This window comes from Burkholderia sp. Leaf177 (genome assembly GCF_001424345.1).
In the GTDB taxonomy this organism is placed as follows: Bacteria; Pseudomonadota; Gammaproteobacteria; order Burkholderiales; family Burkholderiaceae; genus Caballeronia.
Genome location: NZ_LMPF01000025.1, coordinates 430,691 through 451,596 on the forward strand (window position 1 = coordinate 430,691; position 20,906 = coordinate 451,596).

Here is a 20,906-nt window from a genome sequence, read left to right on the forward strand (position 1 = left end):
TTGAAAGCGTTCGCTAAACCCCGTCATTCCGATATGTTTAGCTCGGATTGATATTTAAGATTTGCATATGCCGATGTTAGCCTTCAAGGCAATCGGCAGGCGTCATGAAGCGTTTCTTCGCGCACTGCCTCACCGTGCAGTTCAACGAGGAGCAGCGTTCGTGAGCGTCGAATTCATCGGCATGATCCAGCAGCAAAAGGTATCCGAAACACATCTGGCGCGTGGTCCGGCTATCGATATCGACTACACGCGCGAGTTCGCGCAGGCGCACGAGAAAGCCGGCTTCGACCGCATTCTCGTGCCCTATCAATCGACGAGTCCTGACGCCATGCTGACCGTCGCGTACGCGGCCGGCGTCACGGAACGCATTCATTTCATGCTCGCGCACAGGCCCGGTTTTGTAGCGCCGACGCTCGCCGCGCGCCAGCTTGCAACACTCGATCAACTCAGCGGCGGACGCCTCGCGGTGCACTTCATCTCGGGCGGCAGCGATACGGAACAACGCCGCGACGGCGATTTTCTTTCGCACGACGAACGCTACGCCCGCACCGACGAATATCTGCAGATCCTGCGGCGCGTGTGGACCGAATCGAAACCCTTCGATCACGAAGGCCGCTATTACCGGTTCGAACAGGCGTTCTCAGAAGTCAAGCCGAAGCAGGCGCCCTACGTGCCGATCTACTTCGGCGGTGCATCGGCGCCCGCGCTCGAAGTCGCCGGCAAGCACGCGGACGTGTATGCGCTTTGGGGCGAGTCGAAGGACCAGGTTCACGAACAAGTGACACGCGTTCGCGCCGAAGCCGCAAAACATGTGCGTGACGTGCGCTTCTCGGTATCGTTCCGGCCGATCCTCGCGGCCACCGAAAAGGCCGCGTGGGAACGCGCGGAACATATCCTTGCCGAGACACGGCGTCTGCGCGCCGAACAGGGTTTAGGCGAAGCGACGCCGCAACAAAGCGAAGGCGCGCGACGCCTGCTTGCGGCTGCCGGTGATGGCGTGCGCGCCGATGATCGCCTCTGGACCGGCGTGGCCAAGGAGATTGGCGGCCGTTCGAATTCAACGGCGCTGGTGGGCACACCTTCGCAAGTTGCCGAAACGCTGGCCGAATATCACGCGCTCGGCGTCACAACGTTCCTCATTCGCGGCTTCGATCCGCTCGAGGACGCGCTCGACTATGGGCGCGAATTGATCCCGCTTACGCGCGAGCTGACATCGCACGTTGCGCACGCCGCTTGAGGCATCGCCGCGTCTTGCCGCACATCTGTCTCTCGAACTTCTGGAAGGAACACTTCATTCATGAGCGCCGCCCCTCTGCGCAACTTCAACGACGTACGCGATGCCCTTCTCTCCAGGCGCGAAATCGCCTTCATCGACGTACGCGAAGAAGATCCGCATGCGCAGCGTCATCCGCTATTCGCTGCAAATTTGCCTTTGTCGAAGATCGAACTCGATGCATTGACGAAGTTGCCGCGCAAGAGCGTGCCGATCGTTCTTCTCGATGACGGCGAAGGCCTCGCGCCGCGTGCCGCAAAACGCTTTGAAGCGCTGGGTTATACCGATGTCGCCATTTTCGATGGCGGTTTGAAAGGCTGGGAACACGCGGGCGGCGAAGTGTTCCGCGACGTCAACGTCCCGAGCAAATCGTTTGGCGAGTTCGTGGAAGCGAAACGGCATACACCGGCGTTATCGGCGGAAGAGGTCGATGCGTTGCTCAAAAGCGGCGAGGACGTGGTCGTGCTCGACGCACGCCGCTACGACGAGTACCAGACGATGAACATTCCCGGCAGCATCAGCGTGCCGGGCGCCGAACTCGTGTTGCGCGCCCGCGCGCTTGCGCCCGATCCGAAGACGCGCGTGATCGTGAATTGCGCGGGACGCACGCGCAGCATTATCGGCACGCAGTCGCTCGTGAATGCGGGGCTTCCGAATCCGGTATCGGCTTTGCGCAATGGCACGATCGGCTGGCTGCTTGCAGGGCAAACGCTCGCTCACGGCAGCGCAAAACAGTTCGCACATGATGATGGCCGCGCCGACGAGACCACGCGTGCATCCGCCCGTTCAGTGGCGGATCGTGCAGGCGTGAAGCGCACGACGTTTGCCGACACACAACGCTGGGCCGAAGACTCGGCACGCACGACATATCGCTTCGATGTCCGCACGCCGGCCGAATACGAACACGCGCATGCTGCGGGATTTCAGGGCGCGCCCGGGGGTCAGCTTGTGCAGGAAACGGAGATGTTCGCGCCGGTTCGCGGCGCGCGTATCGTGCTCTTCGATGACGACGGCGTACGCGCCAACATGACGGCGTCGTGGCTCGCGCAGATGAACAACGACGTCTACGTAATCGACGATCCAGCCAATGCCGCGCTGGCCGAACACGGTCCGTGGCGCGGCGCAAAAGCGCAACCGTCGCCGCTGCCCGCGATCACCGCGAGCGAGCTTGCCGCCGTGCTCGATAATCCATCGAGCAAGACGATCGTGCTCGATTTCACCGCGAGCGCGAATCATGTGAAGGGACATATTCCGGGTGCGTGGTGGGCCGTGCGTTCGCGATTGCCCGAGGATCTGCCTGCATTGCCCGACGCAAAGCAATACGTGGTCACGTGCGGATCGAGCGCGCTTGCGGCGTTCGCCGGGCCCGACGTCGCCGCGCTGACAGGCAAGCCGGTGTTGCTGCTCGAAGGCGGCACGGCGTCGTGGATCGCGGCCGGCCTGCCGCTCGAAAAAGGCGAGACGCATTTGGCGTCACCGCGTATCGACCGATACCGGCGTCCCTATGAAGGCACCGACGCCCCACGTGAAGCCATGAACGCTTACCTCGAATGGGAATACGGGCTTGTCGCGCAACTGGAACGCGATGGTACGCACGGATTTTTCGTAATCTGATGCAAGGCAATGACGCGCGCGAGCCACGTGCGTCTCATTCCAACTTCGATGATTAGCAAAGCAGAACAATGCGTTTGTCTAATGTCGCGCCGGTCCGTATCGTGAATCTTTTCTCTTGCATGGATGATTCATGAAACGACGCAGTCTCCTGTCGATCGCTGCGCTGACTGCATTCACAGCGCTCTGCCCGCTTGCATCGAACGCTGAAACGGTTTTGAAAGTCGGCGACCAGCAGTTGCAGACACGCGGCATCCTGGAAGCATCGGGCCAGCTTAAAGACGTCCCGTACAAAATCGAATGGTTCAACTTTCCCGCCGCGCAGCCGCTGGGCGAAGCATTGAATGCAGGCGCAATCGATGTGGGCGGTCTCGGCGATGCCCCGTTGATCTTCGCCTATGCAGCGGGCGCGCGCGTTCGTGCCGTGGCCGCTACGCGATCGACTCCCGTCGACCTGGCGATCCTCGTGCCAGAAGGTTCATCGATCAAAAGCGCGGCCGACCTGAAGGGCAAACGCATTGCGACCACGCGCGGTTCCATCGGCCATTATCTTGCTGTCGCCACGCTCGAGCGCGCCGGCATCAAGCTCTCCGAAGTCACGTTCCAATACATGCAACCGGCCGACGCCAAGTCGGCGCTCGAATCAGGCAATGTCGATGCATGGTCCACGTGGGACCCTTACGTGGCGCTCGGCGAATTGCGCGACAAGAATCGCAGCGTCGCGAACGGCGTGGGTTTGTCCTCCGGCCTGAGTTTCCAGGCTGCCACCGACGCCTCGCTTGTTTCCAAGCGCGCGCAAATCGATGACTTCGTTCATCGTGTAGCTGAAGGTCAGCGCTGGGCGCTGTCACATCCGGATGAGGTCGCCGCAATCCAGTCACGCGTGACGCACTTGCCAGTCGATGTCCTGAAGGTCGTGTATCAACGCGCGCAGTTGAAGCCAATCGCCATCGATAAAACGGTGATCGCCGAACAACAGCGCACCGCCGACCTGTACGTTCGCGCGGGCGTGATCAAGACGACGCTCGATGTCACGCCGAGCTTCGATCCTCAATTCACTGCGCACTAACGGATTCTCTCCGATGACCGTACGGCACCCCGACACCGACCTTCAAGATCCGACTGCGCTCGACGCGCTTGCGGATCTCGACAGCGCAGCCGCCGATAAATGGCTCGCCGCGCTCACGCAAGCGTTCGCGGCGACGGCCGGCGCGCTCGATCACGACGCGATCTTTCCGCATGACAATCTGGCGCGCCTTCATAGCGCCGGGCTGCTTGCGTTGACCGTGCCGCGCGCGCTCGGCGGCCGCGAGGCCACCCTGCCGCAGGTGCGCAAAGTCGTTCAGGCGGTTGCGCGCGGTGAACCATCGACAGCGCTGATCCTCGTCATGCAATCGCTTTACCACTTGCGACTGCAGGCCAATCCAAACTGGCCGCAGGCGTTGAAGGAACGGGTCGCGCGCGACGCGGTGGAAAACGGCGCACTCATCAACTCGTTGCGCGTGGAACCGGAACTCGGATCGCCATCGCGCGGTGGTTTGCCCGGCACGATCGGACGCCTGACCGATTCCGGCGATGCGTGGATTCTCAACGGCAGCAAGATTTATTCGACGGGCAGTCCCGGCCTGACGTGGTTTGCTGTCTGGGGCCGAACGGACGAAATCTCGCCGCGCGTGGGCACGTTCCTCGTTCACCGCGATACGCCGGGCATCCGCTTCGGCGAACCCTGGAATCATCTCGGCATGCGGGCAACGGGCAGCCACGAAGTGATCTTCGAGAACGTGCGGATTCCGGCAGCTCATGCGGTCGATCTGAATCTTCCCGAAGCCAACGTCGCGAGCATGGACCCGCTCACCACGCTATGGATGAACGTATTGCTGTCATCCATCTATGACGCCGTTGCTCGTTCCGCGCGCGACTGGTTCGCGCATTGGGCCGCGAACCGGAAACCTGCAAACCTCGGCGCGCCGTTGTCGAGTCTGGGAAGCTTCCAGCAGACCCTCGGTCGTATAGATGCATTGCTGCTCAACAACCGCGTGTTGCTCGATGCCGGCGCCCACGGCCGCGTGCCGCTGGATGAGGCGCCCGCGATCAAATTTCTTGTCACGCAGAACGCCATCAACGCGGTCGAGATTGCCGTGGAAGCGAGCGGCAATCCGGGATTGAGCCGTCATAACGCGCTCGAACGACATCATCGCGATGTACTGTGCTCGCGCATTCACACGCCACAAAACGATGCACTGCTGGGCGCCCTCGGCCGAGCCGCATTCGCCACGCGTCAATAATCTCTTCAAGGGAACACACCATGAGCGTTGAATTCATCGGCTATGTCAGCCATCAGGAATCGAGCGAAATCCACTTGCCGCAAGGTCCCGCCGTTAATCCGCCGTATATCGCGGCCGTGGCTCAAGCGCATGAATACGGCGGTTTTGATCGCGTGCTGATCGCGCATTCCAGCGCGTCGCCGGATGGCTTCCAGATTGCATCGTTCGTCGCGCAGCAGACCAAGCGCCTTGGAATTCTGCTTGCCCATCGGCCGGGTTTTGTCGCACCGACACTTGCCGCCCGGCAGCTTGCGACGCTGGATCATTTCAGCGCGGGACGCACGGCGGTGCACATCATTTCCGGCGGCGACAACACGGAACAACAACGCGACGGCGATTTTCTCGAACACGACGACAGGTACAAACGTACCGATGAATACCTCGATGTCGTCAAGCAATCGTGGACGAGCGAAAAACCGTTCGATCACGACGGCGAGTTCTACAAGGTACGTGGACATCGCTCGTTGATCCGTCCGGTGCAGAAGCCGCATTTGCCGGTGTATTTCGGCGGATCTTCGGATGCCGCGATCCAGGTTGCGGGCAAGCATGCCGATGTCTTCGCGCTTTGGGGCGAGTCGCTTGCGCAAGTCGCGGAGACTATCGAACGCGTGCGTGCGGCGGCGCGGCCTTATGGACGCGAACATGCAATCCGCTTCAGCCTTTCGCTGCGCCCGATCATCGCTGCAACGGAAGATGCTGCGTGGGCGCGCGCCGAATCAATCCTGGAACGAGCAAAGCAAGTGGTGACGAGCAACCCGAACTTCACGCGGCGTCCGAGCGACCCAAAAAATGTGGGCTCGCAACGTCTGCTCGCGGAAGCGGCGAAAGGCACTGTCGTCGATAAACGGTTGTGGACAGGAATCACCGCGCTGACGAAAGCCGCCGGCAACTCGACCTCGCTGGTCGGGACGCCGGAACAGGTCACGGAAGCGTTGATTGAGTATTACCGTCTCGGCATCTCGACGTTCCTGATTCGAGGTTTCGATCCGCTCGAGGACGCGCTCGCTTATGGACGCGACCTGCTGCCGCTCGTGCACGCGGCTGTGGCGAAGGAAGATAGCAAGAGCCAAGCGAAGGAACTTGAAACGGCTCAGGCCTGAACGAACTTTGGCAACGTAAGAGCAGTGATATGGGGCGCTCGTTTGCAGTCAGGTCGAGCGCTTCGTCTCACGGAACATGATCGAACGGTTTCACGCCACGCGGAATTCAAAGTCCCAATGCGATACCACGTACCGCGTCATCAAACCTTCGCCAGATAGTCCGACACGTTGATCTTCTGCGGCAGGACGCTGCGTGCCGCGAGCCAGTCCGCTGCTTTCTGCAGTTCCCCTACGAACGCTTGATCCGCAACACCGTGCATGTTGAACTTGCGCTGCATGCTTGCAAGCGTGTTGCGGACCTCATCGCTGTAATGGCCTTGCTGCTGCGCGATAGTCTCCGCTTCCTGCGAATTCTCCGATGCCCATTTCGCCTCCTGCTGATACGCGGCATTTACTGCTTTGACAATATCCGCGTTGTCTTCGGCGAACTTGCGTGTGGTCACGTACGAATTGAAATCGATCTGGAAATCAAGGTCGCGCCCTTCCAGGAAGATGTTGTGGCCTTTGTAATTCGCCCGCGCGATATCCACGCCGGGGCTCCACATCGACCATGCATCGATCTTGCCTTGCGAGAAAGCCGGCGCCGCATCGGGCGGATTCAGGTACACCATTTTCACGGCATCGCGCGGCACCTTATGTTTTTCGAGCGCCGCAACAAGCAGGAACTCGCCGAGCCCCGACCGGTTCACCGCGACCGTCTTGCCAACCAGATCCTCGATCTTGTCGATACCCGATCCATCCTTCGCGATGATCGCCGTGCTGCGCGGATCGACCACGCAAAACTGCGTGAAGACGAGCGGCGATCCCGCGATCATGGCCGCGAGCGCCGGCGTCGTACTGCCGCCGAAACTGAAGTCGGCGCTGCCGCCCGTGACAGCCGCGAGCGATGGCGCGTGGTTCGGAAACGGGCCGATCCATTGCACCTTGATGTTGTCCTTCGCCAGTGTTTTCTCGAGTTCGCCGCGGATCTTTGCGAGCATCGGCAGGCCGCCGAGTCCCCATCCGAGGCGAACGGTGTCAGTCTTGCGGCTGCCACACGCAGCAAGTCCCGTGGCTAACGCAGATGCTGCAACAGTACTTTGAAGAAAACGGCGGCGAGACCACAGGGACGTGCTTGCAATTGACATGGCGTTTGCTTTGAACGGGTGAACGGGAAAACGCCCGGCGTTCAGACGGGCGTGATGATAAGTAACACGAATTAAACGCGTGACGAATGCGTGACGAATGCGCGGCTAGTGCGCGGCTGTGTCGGCGTCCACACCGAGTTGCGCGAGGAGCGTGTCGCGCAAAGCCGGCTTCGTCTGCTCTGTCACGCGATACTCAGCGGCAATCGCGCCATTGCGCATGATCAACGCACGATCGGCGAGCGCGATGGCTTCATCCACGTCATGCGTGACAAGCAGCACGCCAGGCTGATGGCGTTCGATCAGATGCTTCACCAGCCGCTGCATCTTGATACGCGTAAGTGCATCGAGCGCGGCAAAGGGTTCATCGAGCAACAACAATTGAGGTTCCTGCACGAGCGCACGCGCGAGCGCAACGCGCTGCGCCTGGCCGCCGGACAAGTTGCGCGGCCAGTCTTCGAGACGTTCGCCAAGGCCCACTTCTTCCAGCGCTGCTTGCGCCGCCGTGCGGCTTTGCGGACCTGGTGGAAGACCGAGCGCAACGTTTTGCTCGAGCGTTTCCCACGGCAGAAGCCGCGGTTCCTGGAACACGATGGCCGGCAGACGCGGTCCGTCGATAGAACCGCCATCCACGGGATCGAGGCCCGACAACGCACGCAACAACGTGGTCTTGCCGCAGCCGCTTTAGCCGAGCAGCGCAACGAATTCGCCGCGTTCGATCCTCAGATTCAAAGTATCGATGACAACCCGCTTACCGTACACGCGCCGCAGATTACGCACGACAACAGCGGCGTTCTGCAACTTTGAAAATGAATTCATGAGCGCGGCGCCTTTGCAAAATTCACGTGCCATGACAGCAAGCGGCGTTCGAGAAAGCGCGCGAACGTATCGGCCAGTACACCGATCACCGCATAGATCACGATGGTCAGCACGATCACATCCGTGCGCAGGAATTCGCGGGCGTCCATCGCGAGAAAGCCGATTCCCGTGCTCGTTGCTATCGTTTCGGCGACCACCAGCGCCAGCCATGCAGTGGCAAGCGCATAACGAACGCCGGCGAGCACCGAAGGCAATGCGCCCGGCAATACGATGCGACGGATCAGCGTCCGGTTCGATAACCCGAGCACGCAGCCGAGTTCTATCAGCTTGGGATCGACCTGACGAATGCCCAGCACCGTGTTGATATAGATGGGGAACATCACGCCCAGCGACACGAGGAAAATCTTGCCCGCCTCGCCCACGCCGAACCAGACGATCACGAGCGGCAACACCGCGAGAAACGGAATGGCGCGCAGCATCTGCACGTTGCGATCGAGAAACGCCTCGGCGATTTTTGAAAAGCCGACGGCCGTGCCCAGCGCGAAGCCGATCGACCCGCCGATCACAAAGCCCGTCGCGGCGCGTAAAAGGCTGACGGCCATATCGCCGATAAGACGCCCTTCCTTCACGAGCTGGAATGCGGTGAGTGCGACCTTCGATGGCGCGGGCAAAACGTTTGGCGACAACGCGCCGAGACGCGCGAACAGTTCCCAGACGATCAGCAGCAAAAGCGGCATGCCCCACGAGATGTAGCGAAGCCACGGCGCCAAAGGGGCCGCGTGATTGCCTTTGCGCGCGGTCGCCGCGGGAGTGCTGGCATTGGCGGGATGGAGAACGGATGACCCGCGGGCGAATACATCTGCCATCGGTGAGAGACTCCTTTTGTCCGGGTGGGCGCGAGCTTCTGCAAGCAGCAACAGGCTGCTATCCACACGATGTTAAACAAAAGGGGAAATAGTGGAACCACATAAAACTTCTATGCTTAGAACGGAGAGGATGGCGGCGAAGGGAAGTCTGGCTGGAATCGCTTCGGTGTGGACACCGTTGTTCTAGAGAGCACCATTTTCATCGTGACTGACGAGACAACAAACTGCGCGCGGTTATGGGTTCAGCGTAAGATTTTCCCGCCCCGCTGATACGAAAAGCCCACATGTACGCGCGTCGGCGCTTTAAGCACTCGACGACGCGTCATCAGGTAACGGGCGTACCGTTGTCGAAATAAAAGCCTTTATCTCAGGGTGCGAGATCGCGAGCATTGCAAGCAGCCCCGCACCTAACCGGCGCGCAAATTCGTCGTTCAACGCGTGACCGTGCTCCTCTAAAAAGACCGGTGCAAGTAGCGCATTCTCAGTGGCTGCTGCAATTGCGTTAGTTGATACGCTATGAATGTTGATCGCGTCGGTATCTGGTGAATAAGTCAAAACGAGCGAACGCTGTTTGTCGTTTGGTGCCATTAGTAACCCCTACATTGTTGATATCTGTCGAAAGCGTTTTGTTTGCATAGCGTTGACATGCGTGCGCCGCCCAAATGAAATGCAAGCGCGTCGCACTGCTGCATGTCAATCTTATATTCGCTAAAGCAATCCGCCTCGTGCGCTTCGCTCACTCCGCGCGCTGCAATAGACAACACATCATTGCCCGTCGCGCTTTTCATGTATTCAAAAGGTTCGGCGTTGCCTAGCGGCGAACCTGTCTTGTCTGCAATTTCGTCAAGGCCCGACGCTGGTGTTTGCACGGTTTGGCATCTGAGATTTGCACTACGCGCCACCATTCTCACGACCGAGAGTAGGAACGGCATCTCCGACTCTTTCACAGTTTCGAAAGGTGAAGGACTCAACCGCGCTTCCCGCTCGATACGCGCGTCAATCGCTGCATTGTATTCGCGCAGCGATTGACGATCCGGTTCTAAAACGTGTTGTAATCAAACGGTGGTCTATCTGATCTATCTTGTCGCGCTGGCGGATCAAGCGTAAAGCCTCCGTTCTCGAAAGCATTCGTGGTCGCGCTGCCTTCCTGCAAGATATCAACTGCACCATCACGCACATATGAAAGCAACGTCTGCAGCGTGTCCCGCGTGCTCTTGTCTAATTGCGAGTACCACGGGAAACCGCTTCGCAAAAACGATTCTACGCGCTCCACAAGCGCCAGGTTCGATTCCCATATGTGCATATCCGCGCCCATTAGCATGGCGCGCCCTGCCTTCGTTTTATCGGCATCATCGCAGACGCTGAAGCGTTGCCCCTTACGCATCACGTAGCGGTAACCGTCATAACGCATCAATTCCGTTGTCATCCTGATTATTTCGTTGTTGTAATGCCCGTTACGCTAACGCACTTCCGCGCATGCCCATCTCAAAATAGCACGTCGCAATAACGCCAAAAGCTAGAACTACGTGTCAATACCCGCGAAAGGCGCAATGCGACAAGCTAAACGACGAAAAGGGTGAAGCGCACGAAGCGGAATGTCATACGATGTACGAATTCGAACTAGATCAATGTGAGTTCACACGCGCGATTTATATCCATCCACTCAGCTATGCACTGTGCAAACAACACGCTTTTACGAACTACCAAACTTGTCGAGGTTACTGAATGATGCCGTTCCAATACCTGCGTACGGAGTACGACTCGGATACCAAAACCCTTCGCCAGTTTTGGCTATCGGCGAGCGCGCTTGCTAATGTAAGCAATGTCCAAAAGCGCCCGTTTCTCGAAATTCCGGTGAACGATGAAACAACGCTGGATGACGAATCCGCGCGACGAATCGGTGCTTCCGTATTGATGTCCTTGGTTTCGCAATATCCCGAACTGCGCCCGCTCGTGTTATTAACGGATGGCAACGGACGCAATATAGTAGACGCGGCGGACGGCCGAAAATAAGAGGGTACGCGCGGACGAAGCATTGGTCCGCAAGTTGAACGATCACACAACGCTGCACGGTTTTCGGATCGGGCTGGGTCAGCTAAGGTCGTTACATCGTCGGCCTCGGCTCACTAGTTCCAGCTTGAAGCATTAACGCCGCCATGCAAGTCCCGCCCGTGCGGAATTCGAGCGGGTCGCGCTGCAGCACGTCAACGCAACCCCTCCGCTCACCGCCCCATCCCCATCGCCATCTCCACGAACTGTCGCCCCATCGGCGATAACACTCCAACCCTTCGCGTCACGATCCCGAACGTCTGCGACTTCGACTTGAAATCTATCGGCACCGTGCGCAGCATCCGATGTTCGCAAAAAAGCCGCGCCACGCCCGCCGGCAGCACCGAAACCAGATCCACGCTGGATTGCAACAACGCCACCGTCACGAACGTCGATGCCGTCGAGATCGCGCTCATCGGCACCTGCGCGCCAGCGAGATCCATCTCGCGCGCCAGCATGGCCTGCATGGGCATCGAGCTCGGGTACGTCACCCATCTGTGCCCGGCAAGATCGGCAAAACTCAGGCCGCCCGATGCAAACGGCGGATGGCCGTAACCCACCACCACCGACAACGGCTCGTCGCCCAGCGGCTGATAGTGATATTTCGACGGTTCGTCGCTGACAATCGAACGGCCGACCACGAGGTCCAGGCGCCCTTCGTCGAGCATCGACAACATGCGCGCGCTCGTGTCCTCGACGATTTCTATCGATAAACCCGGGTTGCTTTCCTGCAAACTGTTCAAGATCGGCACGACGAGATCCGGCACCGAACCCATGATCGCGCCCACCGCCAGCCGACCGCCGGTTCCAGAGCGTATGTCGGCGACTTCCTGGCACAACGCGGTCAGGTCGGCGGCCAACAAACGCGCGTAGCGGATCACGCAGTGCCCAAACTGGTTCGGCACGAGCCCCTTCTTCGCGCGCTCGAACAACGGTCCTTCGAGCATGGATTCAAGCTCGGCGAGCGCCTTGCTCGCGGCGGACTGCGTCATCGACATCGCGCTGGATGCTTTGTGCAGCGACTTGTGATCGTCGAGCGCAATCAGCAACTGGAGCTGCTTCATGCGCAAGCGGCTCATCAATACGTCGAGCGTGGATTTCATGATGTTCTGTGGGAGCTTTCGGGCGAGTCGCAAAAGCGATCACGAGATGGAAAGGTTTCACTATACAACGCCCGCGCGCTCGCCCTATAGTGGCCCCAAATCAAAATTGGAGACTGTCATGACCCAACCGATCTACCGCGGCGTGTTTCCGGTCGCGCCAACCGTCTTCGACGCCGCCGGGCGGCTCGACCTGAATGGCCAGCGGCGCGCGATCGATTTCATGATCGATGCCGGATCGCACGGCCTGTGCATCCTCGCCAACTTCTCCGAACAATTCGCGCTCACCGACGACGAACGCTCGGCCGTCCAGAAGACCGTGCTGGAACACGTGGCGGGCCGCGTGCCGGTGATCGTGACGACCACCCACTTCAGCAGCGACGTCTGCGCCGCCCGCAGCCGCGCCGCGCAGGACGCGGGCGCCGCGATGGTCATGGTCATGCCGCCGTATCACGGCGCGACCATCCGCGTGGGCGAACGCGGCATCTACGAATTCTTCGCGCGGGTGTCCGACGCCATCGATATCCCGGTCATGATCCAGGACGCGCCCGTCGCCGGCACGCCGCTCTCGGCGCCCTTCCTCGCCAAGCTCGCGAAGGAAGTGGCGAACGTGTCGTACTTCAAGATCGAGACTGCGCAGGCGGCATCGAAGCTGCGCGAGTTGATCGAACTCGGCGGCGATGCGGTCGTCGGTCCGTGGGACGGCGAAGAAGCCATCACGCTGATCCCGGATTTCGATGCCGGCGCAACCGGCGCCATGACCGGCGGCGGTTATCCGGATGGCATCCGCAAGATCGTCGATGCCTACACCGCCGGCGACGCTGAACGCGCTGCCGTGCTTTACGAACAATGGCTGCCGCTCATCAACTATGAAAACCGCCAGTGCGGCCTCGCGGCTTGCAAGGCGCTGATGATGGAAGGCGGCGTGATCCGTTCGGACACGACCCGTCACCCGTTCGCGCCGATGCACCCCGCCACGCGCGCAGGTCTTTTGAGGGTCGCGCGCCGCCTCGATCCGCTCGTGCTGAGCTGGGGCAAGTAACGGTTTCCAGACACGCTTCTCTACACCCGACACCATCCGAGGAATCGAATCATCATGGAAATTTCCAGCAATCTGCTGATCGGCAAAAAAAGTGTTGCCGGCACGAACGGCTCCATCAAGGGCGTCGATGCCGCCACCGGCGAACAACTCGCCCCGGCCTTCGGCGGCGCCACGTTGGGCCAACTCGAAGAAGCGTGCGCGCTTGCCTGGGCGGCATCGGATGTGTATCGCGAACTGCCGCTCGAAACGCGCGCGAAGTTCCTCGAAACGATCGCGCAAAATATCCTCGATATCGGCGATGTGCTGATCGAGCGGTGTATCGCGGAAAGCGGGCTGCCGCGTGGACGTATAGAGGGCGAACGCGGCCGGACCGTCGGCCAGTTGCGCATGTTCGCGGCGGTCGTGCGTGAAGGCGATTTCCTCGGCGTTCGTATTGATCCCGCTCAACCGCAACGCCAGCCGCTGCCGCGCGTGGATCTGCGTCTGCGTTACGTGCCGCTCGGCCCGGTCGCCGTGTTCGGCGCGAGCAATTTCCCGCTGGCATTTTCGGTAGCCGGTGGCGACACCGCATCCGCATTTGCCGCGGGCTGCCCGGTGATCGCGAAGGCGCACTCGGCGCACCCGGGCACGTCGGCGCTGGTCGGCGCGGCCGTGCAAAAAGCGGTCGCGGATTGCGGTCTGCCAGAAGGCACGTTCTCCCTTCTCTTCGATAGTGGCCGCGATATTGGCCAGGGACTCGTATCGGATCGACGCATCAAGGCAGTGGGCTTTACTGGCTCGCGCGGCGGCGGCACGGCGTTGATGAAACTCGCGGCAGCGCGTCGCGAGCCGATTCCCGTCTACGCGGAAATGAGCAGCATCAACCCGGTCCTGCTGTTCCCGAATGCGCTGAAGAATCGCGGCGCGGCGATTGGCAAGGCGTTCGCGAGTTCGCTTGCATTGGGCGCAGGACAGTTCTGCACGAATCCGGGACTGGTGCTCGCCGTCGATGGACCGGATCTCGATGCCTTCATTGAAGCGACCTCGGCTGCGTTGAGCGACATTCCGGCCGCGACCATGCTGACGCCGGGCATTCACAAGGCATATGTATCGGCGCTCGCCAAGACGGCCGAACACGGCGATGTCAAGACGCTCGCGCGCGGCGCCGAAGCCAAGGGCGCAACGCAAGGTCAGGCAGCATTGTTCTCGACGACGGCGCAAGCGTTCCGCGCCAATGTCGAGTTGCAGGAAGAGATCTTCGGCGCGGCCTCCCTGATCGTGAGATGCCCGGATCTTTCCACGATGCTCGATCTGATCGAAGAGCTTGAAGGTCAGTTGACGGCGGCGCTGCATATCGATGAAGCCGATTACGCCGATGCCCGCAAGGTCCTCCCGGCGCTCGAACGCCGCACGGGACGCATTCTGGTGAACGGGTTCGGCACAGGCGTTGAAGTAGGCCATGCAATGGTCCATGGCGGCCCGTTCCCGTCCACCGCGGACGGACGTTCGACGTCGGTTGGAAGTCTCGCCATCGATCGTTTCCTGCGTCCGGTGAGCTATCAGGATCTGCCCGAAGGCCTGCTGCCCGATGCACTCAAGACGGACAATCCGCTCGGGCTGAATCGTCGTATCGATGGCAAGCTGCAGTTGGGCAAGTAAAGTCTCCGGCGAGTTTCAGCGCAGCGGTTCGACCGCTGCCCTGAATGCTCGCCACTCGTATGTTGAAACACCGGTCTTATACAACGCACGCGGGCCGCAGGCCGACCCGCTTTCGCGTAAATACTCAAAAAAATAAAAAGATTTTCGCGTGACTTGCTGCCGTTTCAATGGTTCTTCCAGCTCTCTCAGAGCGTCGTAATCCGACAGAACCTAGCTCGTTGCCGACGAAACTACAGGTCGCTTTTACATGTTGCAGCGCACCTTGTCCGAAACAGCCAGCACAGGCATTTCCCACCTTCATGTTGGCGTGGATTACGCGCCCCGCTTGGCGTAGACCATGTGTTGACGCCGTCGCGCAGATGTCACATATTGGGTCCGCTCACTCAGCGCATGTCCAGCTTAGGGAGTCCGAAGCAATATCATCATACGATCATCGTTTCGTCTGAATTAACCGGACGCGCAAGCGGTATGGACAACCCTTGTGTCCCGGGAGGTTTTTCGCATGGCCCGTCTTTTGTTTCCATCGTCTGCCGAATCCGTGACGTGCTTGCGTTGCGGCAACTCCATCCTGAGCGACGCCGAGACCTGTCCGCATTGCGGCGCGGATCACGGCGGCGTCCGCACGTCCGGACAGGCTGAAGGCATCCCGAACGGACTGCGTTTGTTCGCCGCGCGCCGTGCTTCGATGGCGACGCCGTCACCTTATCCAAGTGTGCCCGAAGAAGCCGAATTCGCCGGAACCGGCGAGCAGCGCTGGGACAACTCGAAGAGCGTCACACTCGGCGCCGTCATGCTGGCGCTGATTGCCGGCGGCGTCATCTATTCGCAATCCGGCGATCGCGACGGTACCAAAGCGGAGACGCCGGCGGGGCACAGCGCATATGGCGCCATCGATATGAAAGCGGCGCGTGCCGTAACCGCGCCCGCGCCTGTGGTTCAACCGGCCGCAATTGCGGCGGCGCAGCCAGCACCTGCGCCCGTGTCCGCAGCGCCTGCTGTCGATACCAGCGCTCGCGTGCCGGCAACATCGGCTGCGGCAATCGACAATCTGCAAGCTGCGCGCGATGCCATCGAGCGCGCCGATCTGACAACCGCACGGCGTCGGTTTTCGAAGATTCCGGCGGCGCAATTGAGCGCGGGCAACATGCAGCGAACCCAGTCCGAACTCGCAAATCTCGAACGCACGCGCGACAACCTCCTGCAAATGGCGCGCAGTTGCGAAGCGACTGGTTCGTGGATATGCGTGCGTCAGAATGCGCGTGACGTACTGGCTATCGATGCAAGCAACGTGGAAGCGCAAACGCTCGTCGAACATGCGATCACGCGCTCGGGATGGCTGAACAAGACCGCGCCTCCGACCGCCCGCGCAACGCCGAAATCCAGCGTACCGACGCCGCTCGCGGCAACGCCTGCATCCCCGTCTCCGTCCCCGTCGTCTTCCGCGCGCAAGGTTGTATCGGTGCCGTCTGCGCCGTTGCGCCCGATCCCGGTCATGCCTGCAACGGTGGCGACATCCACGCAGGCAGCGCCGGTAGCCTCCGATTCCACGCGCGTGAGCACGGGGTCGCATGCGCCGCTGACATCGGCTGGAGACATTGCTGCGCCGCAAGCAGCGGTATCCGCATCGACGTCTACATCGTCTTTCATTCCGATGCCCGATGGACCGGAAACGCCGGTCGCACGTGCGGCATCGCCGGCAACGCCTGCCGTGCGTACACCGTCACTGGACACGCAGCCGGTCACCGAAGCCGTACCCGTCCGCGCAAACGTGTCGCCGCCGTCCGCAACGATGATTCCTGCAAGCCAAGTCGCAACCAATCCGGCGCCGGTTATCGTCACTCGCACGCTTGCCGCAGGAGACAACTCACCGAACACGGTCCAACCGAAAACACCCGTCCGCAGCACGACAGACGCCGACGCCGAAGAGCGCGCGATTCTGGAATCGGGATGGTCCAAAGGGCAATCGTCGAAACAGCGACAGACGCCGCAATAGACAGGCATAAAACGCGCAGCACCAGATTCACCAAGGAGACCGGAGGAGACACCAAGGCCGCGCCCGGAGACGCGGGCCACATTGATCAATGCGTGCAATAAACGTAGCCAAACACATTAAAACGACTCAAACGACATCATGCGCAAGACCGTACTCATGCTGTTCGCCCTGCTCGGGCTCGCCGGCTTGTCTGGCCACGCCCAGGCGCAGGCCGACTACAAGATTGTCACCGGACCGGAACGCGGCACTTATATTCAGATAGGCCAGGATCTCGCGAAATGGGTTGCCGATCCGATCAACATGAGCCTGGACGTGCTGGCATCGAAGGGCTCCGCCGAAAACGTCCAGCGCATGCGATACGAGCCGGGCGTGAAGTTCGCGCTCGTGCAATCGGACGTCTATCAGGCTTACCTCGATATGGCGAAAACCGGCAACTCCGAAGCGGGCAAGATCATTCAGCCACTGCGCCTGATCATGCCGCTTTATAACGAGGAGATTTATTTCGTGGTGCGCTCGGATTCGCCGATCAACTACATTCACGAGATCAAGGACAAGAGCATCAGCGTGGGGTTGATCGGCAGCGGCACCGCGCAATCGGCGACCACGCTCTACAAGCTGATGTTCAACCAGGCGATACCCGAAGCGCAGACGCAGCATTACAGCAACGAGGACGCGCTTGCAAAGCTGATCGTTCGCAAGCTCGATGTGGCGATCATCGTCGCGGGGCAACCGGCGAAACTCTTCCAGGACCTGAATCCGGACCTGCTGAGCCAGATCAAGCTGCTGAAGCTCGATCCATCGGTGCCTGAAACCGCGCGCGCGGAGCAGACATATTTCCCGGCGACGATCCGCACGACGAGCTATCCGAACTGGATCAAGGAAGACTCGCCCACGCTGACCGTGAAGGCGTTTCTCGTGACCTACGACTACAACCTTCGCGGCACGGTCGGGATGATGACGCAGTTCGCCGATTCGTTATGTACTCACTTCGATGAACTGCAGGCCAACGGCCATCCGAAATGGAAGCAGGTGAAACTAGAGTTGCCGCCGCTGAGCCGCGGCTGGAAATATTATCCGCCGATAGAAAAGCGCTTGCGCGCGTGCATCAAGCGGACTGCATCGGCGGGATCGGCCGCGCCGGCGACGCCGAGCGCACCCAAGCGCGCCTGCACCGATGCCGAGAAAGTGCTGATGCTGTGCAACGAATAGCAGGCGCGGATTATTTGGCCGCAAGCTCCGCTTCCTGAGGAACCGCCGCGCCGCCGACCGGCACATTGCCCGCCACGTCGGTCACGCGCGGCTGCAACAGCAACGCAACCAGCCCGCTCCAGCCGGTCTGGTGCGACGCGCCCACGCCTCGGCCGGTGTCGCCATGGAAATATTCGTGGAACAGCACGAGATCATCCGAACGCGGATCGGCTTGCAATTGTGGATACGCGGCCATCACCGGGCGTCGGCCGTCCTGGCCCTTCAGGAACAGGCGTGTCAGGCGTTTCGCGAGTTCGTCGGCAATGGCATTGAGCGATAACTTCACGCCCGATCCCGTTGGATATTCGACGCGAAAATCATCGCCGTAATAACGATGAAACTCGTAAAGCGATTCGATCAGCAGATAGTTGACCGGCATCCAGATCGGTCCGCGCCAGTTCGAGTTGCCGCCGAACACGCGCGAATCCGATTCCGCCGGCAAATACTTCACGCAAAAGCGGTCGCCGTTATGCTGCAGTACGAACGGTTCGTCCTGATGCACGCGCGACAACGCGCGCACGCCGTAGTCGGAGAGGAACTCGGTTTCATCGAGCATGCGTTTGAGCAGCGCTTTCATGCGATGTCCGCGCAGCACCGAGAGCAGCAGACTGTTGCCCTTGCCTGGCTCGTTCCATCGTGAAACCAGCTTCGCCAGATCCGGCCGATGTTCGAGGAACCACGTCAGGCGATCTCGCAATCCGGGCAAGTGACCATGCAGATGTTCTTCGAGCACATGAACCGCGAACAACGGAATCAGCCCGACGATGGAACGGATTCGCATGGGCACGCTCGTGCCGTCGGGGAGTTGCAGCACGTCGTAGAAAAACTCGTCGCGCTCGTCCCAAAGCCCGGTGTCGCACGTATCGCTGCAACTGACCGCTTCCGCGATATACAAAAAATGCTCGAAGAATTTCACGCCGATATCCACGAACACGTGGTTCGCGACCGCGAGTTCCAGCGCAATGCGCATCAGGTCGAGCGCGTAAGCGGCCATCCACGCGGTGCCATCCGACTGATCGATACGACCGCCCGTTGGCAACGGCGCCGAGCGATCGAAAATCCCCACGTTATCCAGCCCGAGGAAACCGCCCTGGAAAATGTTGCGGCCATCGGCGTCCTTGCGGTTCACCCACCACGAAAAATTCAGCAGCAGCTTGTGGAACACGAGCTCGAGAAAATCGCGATCGGTCTTGCCCGTGATCGCCCGATCGATTTCATAAACACGCCACGTGGCCCACGCGTGCACCGGTGGATTGGCGTCGCCGAAAGCCCATTCGTAGGCAGGCAGTTGCCCGTTAGGATGCTGATAACGGTCCTTCACGAGCAGCAGTAACTGACGCTTTGCAAACGCGGGATCGATCAGCGCGAAGGCCGCGGCATGGAACGCGAGGTCCCACGATGCGTACCATGGGTATTCCCATTTATCGGGCATGGAAACAATGTCGGCGTTGCACAGGTGCCGCCAGTCGGCGTCGCGGCCGCGCTTGCGCCCTTTGGGAGGCTCGGGTTGCAACGGATCGCCGTCCATCCAGCGCGTGACGTCGAACATGTAGAACTGCTTCGACCACAACATGCCCGCGAGCGCCTGACGTTGCACGAGGCGTTGGTCGGCGTCGTCCATTTCATGCTGCAAGCCGGCATAGAACGCGTCGGCTTCCGCGATACGGCGCGCAAACAGCGCATCGATATCGAGCGGCTGGCGATCTGTGTCGGCATCGGCTTCCGGACGCCAGCGCATTGTCACGACGGCACGGCTGTTCGCGGCGACTTCAATGTGCACATGCGCGGCGGCACGCGTGCCGCTAGTGCGTCGAATGGCGCCTTCTTCGCCATGCACGATGTAGTCGTTGAAACCGTCCTTGAACGGACCCGGCCCTTCGGAACCGAACAAACGCCTGACGTTGGTTTCGTTTTCGCAGAACACCCAGTCGATGACCGCGCCATCGCGCGCTTCAGCGGTCACGACCATGGGCGCGTGTCCGTCGCAGTGCGCAACCACGCGTTGGCCCTTGCTGTCGGATAACAACTTGAGCGACGGTTTCTCTGCCGGCTTCCACGACCACGTGTTGCGTGCCCAGATCTGCGGCAACAGGTCGATAGCGGCTGGACGATCCGCGCGATTTTCAACGGTAACGCGCATCACGATATCTTCGGGCGTGTGCTTCGCATATTCGATATGGATATCGAAGTACTTGTTGTCCTCGAATACACCGGTATCGAGCACTTCGTACTCGGGCACGTCAGCGCCCCGCCGCCCGTTCTCCGCGACGAGATCGTCGTACGGAAACGCCGCGTGCGGGTATTTGTAAAGCATGCGCATATAGGAATGCGTGGGCGTGCCGTCGACGTAGAAATAAAGCTCTTTTACGTCCTCGCCATGATTACCTTGCGCATTCGTAAGGCCGAACAGACGCTCCTTCAGGATGGCGTCCTGACCGTTCCACATCGCGAGCGAGACGCACCAGTTGAGCTTGTCGTCGCTGAATCCGGCGATGCCGTCCTCGCCCCAACGGTAAGCCCGGCTGCGCGCATGATCGTGCGGAAAATAGTCCCACGCCGTGCCGTTCTCGCTGTAATCCTCGCGCACCGTGCCCCATTGACGCTCGCTGAGATACGGGCCCCAACGCTGCCAGCGCGAACAATCGGTGGAATGAAGGCGCGACCCTTCTATGGTGTCGAGCGACTTGGTAGCGCGCAGTGGCGGCATGGTGCGTCCTTA

General features: G+C 60.4%; 17 protein-coding genes and 1 pseudogene. 10 read left to right on the forward strand and 8 right to left on the reverse strand.

All coding sequences use genetic code 11. The features are described from left to right. Positions 1-160: 160 nt before the first annotated feature. The 5 genes from ASG35_RS28530 (at position 161) to ASG35_RS28550 (ending at position 6,308) form a co-directional block, all read left to right on the forward strand. Entirely contained in the window at positions 161-1,237 is a 1,077-nt protein-coding gene (locus ASG35_RS28530) for an LLM class flavin-dependent oxidoreductase (RefSeq protein WP_056366136.1), read from the forward strand. Between the two features lie 60 nt (positions 1,238-1,297). Beyond that, positions 1,298-2,887 carry a rhodanese homology domain-containing protein gene (locus ASG35_RS28535; protein WP_056365692.1) on the forward strand — a complete coding sequence of 530 codons (1,590 nt, stop codon included), beginning with the start codon at positions 1,298-1,300 and terminating at the stop codon, positions 2,885-2,887. A 130-nt stretch (positions 2,888-3,017) separates the two neighbouring features. Beyond that, positions 3,018-3,953 carry an ABC transporter substrate-binding protein gene (locus ASG35_RS28540; protein WP_056365697.1) on the forward strand — a complete coding sequence of 312 codons (936 nt, stop codon included), beginning with the start codon at positions 3,018-3,020 and terminating at the stop codon, positions 3,951-3,953. A gap of 13 nt (positions 3,954-3,966) precedes the next feature. After that, a complete protein-coding gene (locus tag ASG35_RS28545) occupies positions 3,967-5,169 on the forward strand; it encodes an acyl-CoA dehydrogenase family protein (protein WP_056365701.1) in 1,203 nt (400 codons plus the stop codon). A 20-nt stretch (positions 5,170-5,189) separates the two neighbouring features. After that, positions 5,190-6,308, forward strand: a complete 1,119-nt coding sequence (locus ASG35_RS28550) for an LLM class flavin-dependent oxidoreductase (protein WP_056365704.1) — start codon at positions 5,190-5,192, stop codon at positions 6,306-6,308. A 140-nt stretch (positions 6,309-6,448) separates the two neighbouring features. Here ASG35_RS28550 and ASG35_RS28555 read toward each other — a convergent pair whose 3' ends face one another. The 6 genes and pseudogenes from ASG35_RS28555 to ASG35_RS28580 form a co-directional block, all read right to left on the reverse strand. Beyond that, positions 6,449-7,435, reverse strand: a complete 987-nt coding sequence (locus tag ASG35_RS28555) for an NrtA/SsuA/CpmA family ABC transporter substrate-binding protein (protein ID WP_056365708.1) — start codon at positions 7,433-7,435, stop codon at positions 6,449-6,451. A 105-nt stretch (positions 7,436-7,540) separates the two neighbouring features. Then, a pseudogene (locus tag ASG35_RS28560) lies at positions 7,541-8,251 on the reverse strand (ABC transporter ATP-binding protein). Beyond that, complete coding sequence (locus ASG35_RS28565) at positions 8,248-9,117, reverse strand: ABC transporter permease subunit (RefSeq protein ID WP_056365711.1); 870 nt, start codon at positions 9,115-9,117, stop codon at positions 8,248-8,250. The pseudogene ASG35_RS28560 and the gene ASG35_RS28565 overlap by 4 nt, the downstream one beginning before the upstream one ends. A 303-nt stretch (positions 9,118-9,420) precedes the next feature. Further along, positions 9,421-9,705: a hypothetical protein gene (locus ASG35_RS28570; RefSeq protein ID WP_056365714.1), complete on the reverse strand. Its 285-nt coding sequence runs from the start codon at positions 9,703-9,705 to the stop codon at positions 9,421-9,423. Then, the gene (locus ASG35_RS28575) at positions 9,705-10,049 is read right to left on the reverse strand and encodes a hypothetical protein (protein ID WP_056365717.1); all 345 of its coding nucleotides are present in this window, start codon (positions 10,047-10,049) and stop codon (positions 9,705-9,707) included. The genes ASG35_RS28570 and ASG35_RS28575 overlap by 1 nt, the downstream gene beginning before the upstream one ends. A 107-nt stretch (positions 10,050-10,156) precedes the next feature. Beyond that, entirely contained in the window at positions 10,157-10,543 is a 387-nt protein-coding gene (locus ASG35_RS28580) for a hypothetical protein (protein ID WP_056365720.1), read from the reverse strand. Between the two features lie 299 nt (positions 10,544-10,842). Here ASG35_RS28580 and ASG35_RS28585 point away from each other — a divergent pair, with 299 nt between their 5' ends. Then, positions 10,843-11,130, forward strand: coding sequence for a hypothetical protein (locus ASG35_RS28585; RefSeq protein ID WP_056365722.1), 288 nt, complete (start codon positions 10,843-10,845; stop codon positions 11,128-11,130). A 209-nt stretch (positions 11,131-11,339) separates the two neighbouring features. On the opposite strand, the gene ASG35_RS28590 is transcribed toward ASG35_RS28585, so the two are convergent. Continuing rightward, complete coding sequence (locus tag ASG35_RS28590) at positions 11,340-12,269, reverse strand: LysR family transcriptional regulator (protein ID WP_056365725.1); 930 nt, start codon at positions 12,267-12,269, stop codon at positions 11,340-11,342. Between the two features lie 118 nt (positions 12,270-12,387). Here ASG35_RS28590 and ASG35_RS28595 point away from each other — a divergent pair, with 118 nt between their 5' ends. From ASG35_RS28595 to ASG35_RS28610, 4 genes are all read left to right on the forward strand, one after another. Then, positions 12,388-13,308: a dihydrodipicolinate synthase family protein gene (locus ASG35_RS28595; RefSeq protein ID WP_056365729.1), complete on the forward strand. Its 921-nt coding sequence runs from the start codon at positions 12,388-12,390 to the stop codon at positions 13,306-13,308. A 54-nt stretch (positions 13,309-13,362) separates the two neighbouring features. Beyond that, the gene (locus ASG35_RS28600; RefSeq protein WP_056365732.1) at positions 13,363-14,946 is read left to right on the forward strand and encodes an aldehyde dehydrogenase (NADP(+)); all 1,584 of its coding nucleotides are present in this window, start codon (positions 13,363-13,365) and stop codon (positions 14,944-14,946) included. A gap of 502 nt (positions 14,947-15,448) precedes the next feature. Further along, on the forward strand, positions 15,449-16,939 hold the full coding sequence (locus tag ASG35_RS28605) for a zinc ribbon domain-containing protein (protein ID WP_056365734.1): 1,491 nt from the start codon (positions 15,449-15,451) through the stop codon (positions 16,937-16,939). A gap of 138 nt (positions 16,940-17,077) precedes the next feature. Then, positions 17,078-18,148, forward strand: coding sequence for a TAXI family TRAP transporter solute-binding subunit (locus tag ASG35_RS28610; protein ID WP_056365737.1), 1,071 nt, complete (start codon positions 17,078-17,080; stop codon positions 18,146-18,148). Positions 18,149-18,158: 10 nt separating this feature from the next. Here ASG35_RS28610 and ASG35_RS28615 read toward each other — a convergent pair whose 3' ends face one another. Next, positions 18,159-20,894, reverse strand: a complete 2,736-nt coding sequence (locus ASG35_RS28615) for an MGH1-like glycoside hydrolase domain-containing protein (protein WP_056365740.1) — start codon at positions 20,892-20,894, stop codon at positions 18,159-18,161. Positions 20,895-20,906: the final 12 nt, after the last annotated feature.

Excerpts from the sequence above, each read along its gene's own strand:
- ASG35_RS28590 (WP_056365725.1), bottom strand. The coding sequence starts at position 12,269 with ATGAAATCCACGCTCGACGTATTGATGAGCCGCTTGCGCATGAAGCAG.
- ASG35_RS28600 (WP_056365732.1), top strand. The coding sequence starts at position 13,363 with ATGGAAATTTCCAGCAATCTGCTGATCGGCAAAAAAAGTGTTGCCGGC.
- ASG35_RS28565 (WP_056365711.1), bottom strand. The coding sequence starts at position 9,117 with ATGGCAGATGTATTCGCCCGCGGGTCATCCGTTCTCCATCCCGCCAAT.
- ASG35_RS28555 (WP_056365708.1), bottom strand. The coding sequence starts at position 7,435 with ATGTCAATTGCAAGCACGTCCCTGTGGTCTCGCCGCCGTTTTCTTCAA.
- ASG35_RS28570 (WP_056365714.1), bottom strand. The coding sequence starts at position 9,705 with ATGGCACCAAACGACAAACAGCGTTCGCTCGTTTTGACTTATTCACCA.
- ASG35_RS28595 (WP_056365729.1), top strand. The coding sequence starts at position 12,388 with ATGACCCAACCGATCTACCGCGGCGTGTTTCCGGTCGCGCCAACCGTC.
- ASG35_RS28610 (WP_056365737.1), top strand. The coding sequence starts at position 17,078 with ATGCGCAAGACCGTACTCATGCTGTTCGCCCTGCTCGGGCTCGCCGGC.
- ASG35_RS28550 (WP_056365704.1), top strand. The coding sequence starts at position 5,190 with ATGAGCGTTGAATTCATCGGCTATGTCAGCCATCAGGAATCGAGCGAA.
- ASG35_RS28535 (WP_056365692.1), top strand. The coding sequence starts at position 1,298 with ATGAGCGCCGCCCCTCTGCGCAACTTCAACGACGTACGCGATGCCCTT.
- ASG35_RS28540 (WP_056365697.1), top strand. The coding sequence starts at position 3,018 with ATGAAACGACGCAGTCTCCTGTCGATCGCTGCGCTGACTGCATTCACA.
- ASG35_RS28585 (WP_056365722.1), top strand. The coding sequence starts at position 10,843 with ATGATGCCGTTCCAATACCTGCGTACGGAGTACGACTCGGATACCAAA.
- ASG35_RS28580 (WP_056365720.1), bottom strand. The coding sequence starts at position 10,543 with ATGACAACGGAATTGATGCGTTATGACGGTTACCGCTACGTGATGCGT.
- ASG35_RS28605 (WP_056365734.1), top strand. The coding sequence starts at position 15,449 with ATGGCCCGTCTTTTGTTTCCATCGTCTGCCGAATCCGTGACGTGCTTG.
- ASG35_RS28575 (WP_056365717.1), bottom strand. The coding sequence starts at position 10,049 with ATGCCGTTCCTACTCTCGGTCGTGAGAATGGTGGCGCGTAGTGCAAAT.
- ASG35_RS28615 (WP_056365740.1), bottom strand. The coding sequence starts at position 20,894 with ATGCCGCCACTGCGCGCTACCAAGTCGCTCGACACCATAGAAGGGTCG.
- ASG35_RS28545 (WP_056365701.1), top strand. The coding sequence starts at position 3,967 with ATGACCGTACGGCACCCCGACACCGACCTTCAAGATCCGACTGCGCTC.